We start from the raw sequence: 6,677 nt of genomic DNA, 5'->3' as shown, positions 1-6,677 counted from the left end.
CGCCTGGTGCCCAAGGGCCAGCGGCGCCTCGGGGGCCTGGATGACATGATCATCAGCCTCTATGCCGGCGGAATGACGATCCGGGACATCCAGCACCACCTGGCCTCCACGATCGGCACGGACCTGTCGCACGAGACGATCTCCAACATCACCGACGCCGTGAGCGAAGAGGTCCTGGCGTGGCAGTCGCGGCCGCTGGAGGAGTTCTATCCGGTGATCTATCTCGACGCAATCCGGATCAAGATCCGAGAGAACAGCCAGGTCCTCAACCGTGCCGCCTACATCGCCGTCGGCGTGGACCTCGAGGGCATCAAGCACGTGCTGGGGATCTGGGTCCAGGACACCGAGGGCTCGGCGTTCTGGGCCCACGTCTGCGCCGATCTCGCCAACCGGGGCGTGCAGGACGTGCTGATCGTGTGCTGCGACGGGCTCAAGGGCCTGCCGGAGGCGATCGAGGCGACGTGGCCGGACTCGATGGTCCAGACCTGCGTGGTTCACCTGATCCGGGCCGCGATGCGGTTCGTGGCCTACCAGGACCGCAAGAAGGTCGCCGCCGCGCTGAAGCCGATCTACACCGCCCCCAACGAAGAGACCGCGAGGAAGGCGCTGGCCGAGTTCGAGGCCTCCGAGCTCGGCACGAAGTACCCGTCTGCAGCCGCGACCTGGGCGAACTCCTGGGAGCGGTTCATCCCGTTCCTGCAGTTCCCACCCATGCTCCGCAAGGTCATCTACACGACCAACAGCATCGAGTCGCTGAACTTCCAGCTACGGAAGGTGACCAAGAACCGCGGCCACTTCCCCTCGACCGAGGCGGCGGTGAAGCTGCTCTGGCTGGCGATCTGCAACATCGAAGACAAACGCGCCGCCGAACGCGCTCGGGACCGGGGCAAACCCGCCGGCCAGCGCAAAGCCCAGGGCCGGCTCGTCGAAGGCCAGGCCGTCACGAACTGGAAGCAGGCCCTCGCCCAGCTCGCCGCGGCCTACCCCGACCGGATCAACCCCTACCTGTGACCACCCCGCTTACACAGACAAGTTGACACGCCCGGCGAAGCTGGCCAGCAGGGATCTCGCCTGGTCGTCGGCCTCCCAGAGCGGGAGCACGAAGGGTTCGAAGCGGTTCTCCAACTGGTCATCGGAGCGCACCGCCAGGTAGGCCTCGCGGGTGCCGACCCCGACCAGCGGGATGCGCAGTTCGTTGCCCAGAAACCGCAGTAGGTTCAGGAACTCCCGACGGGTGTCCCCGCGACCGGCCAGCACGTTGTGCAGCTCATCAACGACCAGCATCCGCGCCCCGACCTCGCGCAGCAGGGACAAGGCGAGGCGTTCGAGCTCCACCAGACGAGGCCGGGGCCGCAGGGGTGCGCCCAGGACGGACAGGATCGCGGTGTAGAACCGCAAGGGTGATGGTTCCGAGGGCATCTGCACGCACACCACCGGGACCTGCTCCCGGTCCGGTTCGGAGCTGGGCGGGTGCTGCCGGCGGAAGCGCTCGATGATCATCGACTTGCCGTTGTTTGTCGGGCCCACCAGTAGCAGGTTGGGCATGCGCTGCTTCGCCGGCCAGCCGAGCATGGTCTCCAGACGCTCGACGGCCTCGACCGCCTTCGGGTAGCCGATCCAGCGGTCCGCGCGGATCCGCTGGACCCGCTCGGCCGCCGGCAATCGCGCCACCGGCTGCGCGGCCGGGTGCAAGTGGGACAGCTCCAGCGGCTCGTACTCGTTGGCATTCACCATTGCTCGATCTCCCCGAACCGGGCCACCACATCCAAGTCCGTTGGTACGACCGGTGGTTCCGGCACCGGGGGCGTCGGCCTCGTAGTGGTCGTCCCGGTCTGGGTGCGGCGTTGCCTCTCGCGGCGGGTGTGCTTGGTGGTCTTCTGGGCGGTCTCGGAGATGGTGCGCATCTGCTCGATCATCCGGAACAGGCCCGACTCGTCGACTTCGGTGGCCCCACGCTCGCGCAGCCGGGCCAGAGCCTGCCGGTGCTCCCACACGCTGACCGCCGGGTTCGACAACGCCCGATACGGGACCTCGATGTACGCGGTGCCCTCGGGGTCCAGCACCCAGATGCGGCTGATATCGCGCGGATCCCGCCGGATGAGGAACCGCTCCAGGGCCTCGCGGCGTGCGATCCACGGCTTGAGCGCATTGGCGAAATAGTGGACATGGTCTAGAACAAACCCGGTGCGCGTGAGCTTGCGGCGGAACACGGGCAGAAAGTCCACTAAGAACGCCGTTGGGTTGGCCGTCGTCATCGGGGTACTGGTCGCTGCGACCGACTCGACCCACCGTCCGGCCGGGGTCTGGCCCAGCGTGGAGTGCACCGTGCCGTGGTAGGTCGCCACAGCCAACACCAGCCACCGCTCCAACTCGGCAATCGTCAGTGCGGCCATCTTCTCGGCGTCGTACGCTCCACGCTCGACTGGGTTCGAAAACGTGGTCCCCGGCAGCTCGTGGATCTGTCGCATGGCCGTGCCGATGACCCGCTCGACGATCCCGCCGTAATGCGGCCGGCCCAGCGGGCGGTAGTCGAGGCTGATACCGTGCTGGTCGCACCCGCGGGTGAGCGCTTCGCTCTTGAACTCCCGAGCATTGTCCACATACAGGACCTTCGGCTTGCCACTCATCGGCCAGGCCGCGTCGATTCCGAGCCGCTCCAGCCAGGGCCGCTTGTCACCGGCCGCATGGGCCAGGCACAACCCCACCGACACCGCCGAGGGCGGCTCCAAGGTCACCACCATTCCAACCAGACACCGACTGCGCACGTCGATGGCCACCGTCAGATACGGCCGTCCGATCGGCTGACGGTCACGGTCATCGACCACGATCAGATCCATGACCGTGTGATCGATCTGCACCTGGTCCAGGATCGACTCGACTACCGGAACCTCGTCCCCGGCCGATTGCAACGGCCGGACGCTCTCGGCCCCCTCGCGCCGCCGGCCCACCTCGACCGGATTCATCCGAGCGATCCGCGCGGCCACCGTGTTCCGTGCCGGAGCCGGCAGCCCCTACACGGCGCAGGCCCGCGTGATCTCCCGATGCAGGGAGGCAATGCTGCGCTTCTGCCGGGTCAAGTACCGCTGGCGCACCAGCTCACGGATGATCTGCTCCACTGGCTCCGTCAGCCGGCCCCCACCCTTGCCACCATCCGATCGCCGGGGGACAAGATCAGTGACCAGGCCCGAGCCCCGCCGGTACCGCTCCAGCAGCACGTACACCCGGCGCCGGGAGATCCCCAGCTCCATCGCGGCTTCGTCGACGACAGCCAGTCCCACTGGATCGTGCTCGGCCAGGCGACCGATCACCCCGGCCCGCAACCGGGCCTGCTCCCACTCACGCTCGGGCACCGCAAGCACGCCCGGTCCAGCCATCTCATCCTGGTCGCCGTCCACGCCCGCCTCCTCATAGAGAACAGGACTACTGAGCAGATGCGACGCTAGTGCACAGGACTACTGAACGACCAGGGCTCGGGAGTCGACGACACCACCCCCGAGAGGACGGGCCCGAGAGCGCAGTCGACTTCTGAAAATGACTCGAGGACTGAGCTCGCTCGACGTACGGTGAAGGATCCCCTTACGGGCATGCGATCTGGGCTGACGCCTGTGACCGAGTGTTCAGTTCGCACTGTATAGTTCAGTCCATGATGACTATTGCTTCGCGTCTCGACGTGATGAACCGCCTGGGTCGTGCACTGGCCGACCCCACTCGATCCCGGATCATCTTGACCCTGCTCGACCATCCCGCTTACCCGGCGGAACTGGCCCGAGATCTGGACCTGACACGCCCGAACGTGTCCAACCACCTGGCATGCCTGCGCGATTGCGGGATCGTCGTCTCCGAGCCCGAGGGTCGTCGGACACGATATGAGATCGCCGATTCGCACCTGGCGCAGGCGCTGACGGCACTGGTCGATGCCACCCTGGCAGTGGACGAAGACGCCCCGTGCATCGATCCCGCCTGCTCGCTTCCCGGATGCGACGCAGCTGGGGAGGGCGCATGAGCCTCACCTCGGTCTTGCAGGCGATGGGCCTGTTCGCAGCGACCAACATCGACGACATCATCGTGCTCTCCCTCTTCTTCGCGCGAGGGGCAGGCCAGCGCGGCACTACCGCCCGCATTCTGGCCGGCCAGTACCTCGGATTCGCCGGCATCCTCGGTGCCGCGGTCCTGGTGACCATCGGCGCCGGAGCATTCCTGCCCCCGGCAGCCATCCCGTACTTCGGCCTCATCCCTCTGGGCCTCGGCCTCTGGGCCGCATGGCAGGCCTGGCGCGGAGACGATGACGACGATGACGACGAGGCCAAGGTTGCCGGCAAGAAGGTCGGCGTGTGGACAGTCGCAGGCGTCACCCTTGCCAACGGCGGCGACAACATCGGCGTCTACACMCCTGTCTTCCTCAGCGTGGAACCTCTCGCAGTAGTCGCCTACTGCATCGTCTTCCTCGCGCTCGTCGCGGTCCTGGTGGCCCTGGCAAAGTTCGTCGCCACCCGCCCCCCGATCGCCGAAGTGCTCGAACGCTGGGAGAACATCCTCTTCCCCATCGTTCTCATCGGCCTCGGCATCGTGATCCTCGTCAGCGGCGGAGCCTTCGGACTCTGACGTAGCGGCAGCGATCCAAACGGCCCCGACCGGGCGCACCCCTCTCGGTTCAGACCGCGACACCTACCTGCAGCCAGTCCTGCGTGATCGCGGCAACAAGACCGCCACGGAGCGCTGCAAAAACCCCGCCACCAAGCGAACGAAGCCACACGCGCGCCCCTCAGCCCTGTCCGAAGCGCCCGCAGCCCCTCAAGAGTGGTGAGACGCATTCTCGTCACAATCCATGCCAGGGAGATGCGGCCTCTTACAGGGACAGACGGCACGGGCCCGCCTGCCGGGGCAGACGGGCCCGTGCACTCCCTCATCGGGAAGGTCGGGTTACTCGCGGTGCAGCTTGTCCTGCACCGTGCCCGCCAGCTTCTCGAGGCGGTTGGGCACCTCCGTGGTCCCGTAGAAACGGGAGTCCGGGTGGGTGGGCGGGGGCATGGGGACCCCCGCCGGCGGCTCGGACGAGTAGGAGAACTCGCCCTTGCCGTCCGGGGTGGGGCCTGCAGCCCACGAACCCTCCGCAGTGGCCTGACCGTCAGAGAACTCATAGTGCGTGTACGAGTGCTCCGTGGCCTCCTTCTTCTGCGGGAAGTTGCTCGGCACCGGCATCTCCTCCAGGCCGTCCTCCTGCAGCTCCTTCACAGCCGCCGCCCACTGGTTCTGGTGCATCGTGTCCCGGGCCAGCAGGAAGGAGAGCAGCTCCCGGATGCCCGGGTCATCGGTCATGTGGTAGAGCCGGGCCACCTGGGTGCGGCCCTGCATCTCGGCGTTGAGGTTGGCGGTCATGTCGGCCAGCAGGTTGCCGCTGGCCGTGACATACGCTGCGGTCCACGGATTCCCCATGCTGTCCACGGGGCGAGCACCGGCACCGGCCACGATGGCCTGCTGCAGGTCGGTGCCCCCGATGACGGCGGCCACGGCCGGGTCATCCTGGATGGCGTCGGTGGTGATCCCCACCGGGGCCTTCTCCAGCAGCTGGGCCACCATAGTGGCGAGCATCTCGACGTGACCGAACTCCTCGGCCGCCGTGCTGAAGAGCAGGTCCCGGTACTTGCCCGGGATGTGGGCGTTCCATGCTTGGAAGCTGTACTGCATGGCCACGGTGATCTCGCCGTACGGGCGTGTCAGATGGTCTGTGTAAGCCGTACCGAGAGGAACGGTAAGAATCATGACCATGATCGACGAGAAGAACCCAGGCGAGCCCTCGGGCCAGGACCTGGTCGAGCAGCTGAAAGCCTCAGGGCAGCTTGATGCCCTGTTCGCGCAGATCGACGCGGGCGGCGTCGAGCTCACCGGTGACGGCGGGTTCGTGCCCGCGCTGGTCAAGGCCGCGCTCGAGCGGGGCCTGCAGGCCGAGCTGACCAGCCATCTGGGCTACGAGAAGGGCTCGAGCGAGGCGCCGAAGCACGCCAACTCCCGCAACGGGACCACCCCGAAGACCGTGGAGTCCGAGGTCGGGCCGATCGAGCTGGACGTCCCGCGAGACCGGGGCGGGTCGTTCACCCCGCGCCTGGTGCCCAAGGGCCAGCGGCGCCTCGGGGGCCTGGATGACATGATCATCAGCCTCTATGCCGGCGGAATGACGATCCGGGACATCCAGCACCACCTGGCCTCCACGATCGGCACGGACCTGTCGCACGAGACGATCTCCAACATCACCGACGCCGTGAGCGAAGAGGTCCTGGCGTGGCAGTCGCGGCCGCTGGAGGAGTTCTATCCGGTGATCTATCTCGACGCAATCCGGATCAAGATCCGAGAGAACAGCCAGGTCCTCAACCGTGCCGCCTACATCGCCGTCGGCGTGGACCTCGAGGGCATCAAGCACGTGCTGGGGATCTGGGTCCAGGACACCGAGGGCTCGGCGTTCTGGGCCCACGTCTGCGCCGATCTCGCCAACCGGGGCGTGCAGGACGTGCTGATCGTGTGCTGCGACGGGCTCAAGGGCCTGCCGGAGGCGATCGAGGCGACGTGGCCGGACTCGATGGTCCAGACCTGCGTGGTTCACCTGATCCGGGCCGCGATGCGGTTCGTGGCCTACCAGGACCGCAAGAAGGTCGCCGCCGCGCTGAAGCCGATCTACACCGCCC

General features: G+C 67.1%; 5 protein-coding genes and 2 pseudogenes. 4 read left to right on the top strand and 3 right to left on the bottom strand.

Translation table 11 applies throughout. The features are described from left to right. On the top strand, nt 1-1,011 hold a 1,011-nt coding region (locus G6R13_RS12120), incomplete at its 5' end, for an IS256-like element ISMlu11 family transposase (protein ID WP_163721774.1). A gap of 33 nt (nt 1,012-1,044) precedes the next feature. On the opposite strand, the pseudogene G6R13_RS12115 reads toward G6R13_RS12120, so the two are convergent. Continuing rightward, nucleotides 1,045-1,734: pseudogene (locus tag G6R13_RS12115) on the bottom strand (TniB family NTP-binding protein); the annotation flags it as partial. Beyond that, a pseudogene (locus G6R13_RS12110) lies at nt 1,728-3,374 on the bottom strand (Mu transposase C-terminal domain-containing protein). The pseudogenes G6R13_RS12115 and G6R13_RS12110, both read right to left, overlap by 7 nt. A gap of 269 nt (nt 3,375-3,643) precedes the next feature. On the opposite strand from G6R13_RS12110, the gene G6R13_RS12105 reads away from it, so the two are divergent. Beyond that, on the top strand, nt 3,644-4,003 hold the full coding sequence (locus G6R13_RS12105) for a metalloregulator ArsR/SmtB family transcription factor (RefSeq protein WP_017488126.1): 360 nt from the start codon (nt 3,644-3,646) through the stop codon (nt 4,001-4,003). Next, nucleotides 4,000-4,602, top strand: coding sequence for a cadmium resistance transporter (locus tag G6R13_RS12100; RefSeq protein ID WP_036341590.1), 603 nt, complete (start codon nt 4,000-4,002; stop codon nt 4,600-4,602). Before G6R13_RS12105 ends, G6R13_RS12100 begins: the two co-directional genes overlap by 4 nt. A gap of 318 nt (nt 4,603-4,920) precedes the next feature. Here the strand turns inward: G6R13_RS12100 and G6R13_RS12095 are convergent, their stop codons facing one another. Beyond that, complete coding sequence (locus G6R13_RS12095) at nt 4,921-5,760, bottom strand: manganese catalase family protein (RefSeq protein ID WP_163721777.1); 840 nt, start codon at nt 5,758-5,760, stop codon at nt 4,921-4,923. A 4-nt stretch (nt 5,761-5,764) separates the two neighbouring features. Between G6R13_RS12095 and G6R13_RS12090 the strand changes: the two genes are divergently transcribed. Continuing rightward, on the top strand, nt 5,765-6,677 hold a 913-nt coding region (locus tag G6R13_RS12090; RefSeq protein ID WP_163721775.1), incomplete at its 3' end, for an IS256-like element ISMlu11 family transposase.

Source organism: Micrococcus sp. Alg238-R198 (assembly GCF_900537135.1).
Taxonomy (GTDB): domain Bacteria; phylum Actinomycetota; class Actinomycetes; order Actinomycetales; family Micrococcaceae; genus Micrococcus; species Micrococcus luteus.
Note: the sequence above shows the minus strand (reverse complement) of the source record. Positions and strands in the feature narration are given on the sequence as shown.